This window comes from Brasilonema bromeliae SPC951 (genome assembly GCF_012912135.1).
Classification (GTDB): domain Bacteria; phylum Cyanobacteriota; class Cyanobacteriia; order Cyanobacteriales; family Nostocaceae; genus Brasilonema; species Brasilonema bromeliae.
The window spans coordinates 43780-46839 of record NZ_QMEB01000010.1; the positions used below are offsets into that span (position 1 = coordinate 43780).

The window sequence follows — 3060 nt, forward strand, 5'->3', positions numbered from 1 at the left end:
CAGCGCGATCGCCCACCGCTTGTCTAATCGGCAGGGCTTGGTTGTAAAACTCCAACGCTTTCTGGGGCTGCCCAATGTCGCCGTAGACCCCACCGATATTATTCAGAATTGTGGCTTCCCCAGCGCGATCGCCCACCGCTCGGATAATCGGCAGGGCTTGGTTGTAAAACTCCAATGCTTTCTGGGGCTGCCCAATCTGACTGTAGACCGCACCGATATTACTTAGAGTATTGGCTTCCCCAGCGCGATCGCCCACCGCTTGTCTAATCGGCAGGGCTTGGTTGTAAAACTCCAATGCTTTCTGGGGCTGCCCAATATCGCTGTAGACCCCACCGATATTACTTAGAGTATTGGCTTCCCCAGCACGATCGCCCACCGCTTGTCTAATCGGCAGGGCTTGGTTTAAAAACTCCAAAGCTTTCTGGGGCTGCCCAATATCGCTGTAGACTGAACCGATATTATTTAGGGTAACAGCTTCCCCAGCGCGATCGCCCACCGCTCGTTCAATCGGCAGGGCTTGGTTGTAAAACTCCAATGCTTTCTGGTGCTGCCCAATGTTGCCAAAGTTTACGCCTATTCCAAGTAGAGCAGTTGCCTCCAGCTTTCGATCTTTGAGTTGTTGTGCAATTGCTAAAACTTGCTTAAACGTTTCTATTGCCTGTTGTGATTGTCCTTGCTGTGTTTGTTTCAGCGCTTGGTTCATAAGTTTTAGCACCTCTTGACTTGGGGGATTCTGAGTTTGTCCCCACACTGGTTCAACAGTTGACTGCATAACAACTGGAGCCAAACCAATTCCCACTGCCAACAAAACTTTGAGAATGCGTTGCATTAAAATTTCATCTTTGATCAGATTACAATCCCAGTAATATGTCGGTAGATAGCACCAGCACCATCGAACCTAAGGGTCAGTAGGCGTTACTTTGATAGTCATCTTTCCGGCAGTTTGAAACTGAATTTCATCCGCTACATATAAACTCTTAACAGCCACTCCCTGAATACCACGAATATCCCTCGAATTCATGAGTGTTGCCAGGTCTACGCTTGCTTGCCTAGGGTTGAGAAAGCGAAACGCATTCAGTGGAATATTCTTCCAAGTGCTTTGTTGAGCCTGTGAGTTATCCTCTCCCCGGATGACCCGCCTACCATCGCTGGTATAAACTAGACCATCTCGCTTAAAGGTTACTCGCTGAATCTGGGCAATCTGAAGTGAGCGAGAAACACCACTGCCGGATATCTGAATTATTTGCTTGTTCGGGTCAAACGCTGTCACCTGTCCCGTCATCGAACTTCCATTCTTCAGTACCACATCCGCAGTGCTGGGTAGCGCCAAGGGTATCGGCGCGTTAACTTCTGCCTTCTGCGTTTGGGCTATTTGAATAGTGCCAATCACTGCTTGTACATTTTCTACCGTCCCGGCGACAGCAAGCACGCTAGCAAAAATCAGTGTTTTGAAAAATACTTTCATGCATTTAAATAATACTAAGGAGATAGAGAGTAACGCAATAAAGTGGCTCACCCTTGGATATACCTAGAGCTATTAGTATAGAATCACAAAAAGTTCCTTTCGTTCCGGTAACTTTAGAAAAAAGTTTGCTCAAAAGTGCGATTGCCCAAAGGGCAGACGCCAAAGGCGTATCGCAACCGCTTAAATAGCGTTCCAATACGGGCAATTACAGAAACACTACCACATAACTGAGGATGAAAACTTACACCTAGCCAATGCTTACCATGTCCATTACTGGTGAGTAATCGCCATCTTGAGGGTAAGCTTTACCGTTGTAGCATAGGCTGGATGGGGACGCACAGAGTGTGTGTAACAATAAAGCGATTGAGCGTTGCCCCCTTGGGTAAACCAGATACTAGTTTGAGCCACACATTTAGTAACTTTTGTCACTAGTCATGTCCCCAGCATCTCAAAATTCTGATCGTGCCAATCTTCTTGGCAGCTTCGCTAGTCTGCTCGGCGTGTTAGGTATTTTTCTTTACTTTATAGGTTGGATATATCGCTGGGCTTACTTTGGCTTTTTTGAAGTTGAAATTACTACCCTAAACTTACCACTAGAGTCATTTCTACTAGTACCAATTCAAGTTATTCTGGGTGATTTCTGGATATTTATTCGGACAATTATAGTTGTAAGTATAACAGTAGTTTTGATTCAATTCACTCTCTGGTTGATTCGCTCACCAAAGGTAAGCAGTCCAGCAAGCACGTCAAAATCACCCATCAGCAGATTTACGCAAAAACTGCACGGTTTTTGGCTCCTCAAGCCGCTACGTTCCTTTGCCCAGCTTTTTCCCCAGCCCTTCCGTCATGAAATCGTTATTATAGCCTGGATTCTGGTTGCTCTATTTTGGTTAGCGCGTTGGCAGGGTACTGCTGATGCTTACCAGGATGCAGTCAATAACACCTCTACAAGACCTATTGTTACCCTAGTTAGCCCCAGCGATAAGATGGCTTTGGGACGCAATCCCGATGACCTGTTAACCAATCTCCCCTTGAAGAATTCCCGCATTATCGGAGATGTGAATCAGTTCAGGCAGATTTTCGGACGGGAAACAAACGATACAACTAATCCAGAGCAACCTATTGTTTGGCGGTTGCTTATTGAAAACAACAACTGGGTATATCTGTTCCCAGCAATGCAACCAGGAGCAAAGGCTAATCAGCGTCCTCCAGTGTTAGCAATTAACACAGGTGATGGTCAGGTGCAGTTGTTGATTCGCAGCCGTCCCAAAAGGCTTCCGTAGAAACAGCTTAAACAAAAAGGTCAAGCTTTGGGTTGCAAGCCAGGTAAAACTTCTGCAAGTCGAGCTTCATAAACTACTATGCAACAGGGCTGATCTTTATTATCTACCTTAGCTCCGTGAAGCATTCCGAAAAAATATTTAAGTAATTTTTTGATTTGCAAAATCGTAGAGTAGAATGTTTCAGTCAAAACCTTTAAAAAAAATTTTCATAGAATAGAGATATTTTGCTAAAAATGTCTAAAATCAAAAAAACAAAACAACAGCAGACAATATTACAAAAACTCACATGGCGCACAGGAATATTATTTGCTG

Annotated in this window: 3 protein-coding genes; 1 reads left to right on the forward strand and 2 read right to left on the reverse strand. The window is 44.8% G+C overall.

Translation table 11 applies throughout. The features are described 5' to 3' along the window. Nucleotides 1-829, reverse strand: an 829-nt coding sequence (locus DP116_RS28935) for a tetratricopeptide repeat protein (RefSeq protein WP_246275449.1), incomplete at its 3' end; no start/stop codon positions are given. Between the two features lie 69 nt (nt 830-898). After that, nucleotides 899-1465 carry a hypothetical protein gene (locus tag DP116_RS02605; protein ID WP_169153686.1) on the reverse strand — a complete coding sequence of 189 codons (567 nt, stop codon included), beginning with the start codon at nt 1463-1465 and terminating at the stop codon, nt 899-901. Between the two features lie 434 nt (nt 1466-1899). On the opposite strand from DP116_RS02605, the gene DP116_RS02610 reads away from it, so the two are divergent. Next, nucleotides 1900-2748, forward strand: a complete 849-nt coding sequence (locus DP116_RS02610) for a hypothetical protein (RefSeq protein ID WP_169153687.1) — start codon at nt 1900-1902, stop codon at nt 2746-2748. Nucleotides 2749-3060: the final 312 nt, after the last annotated feature.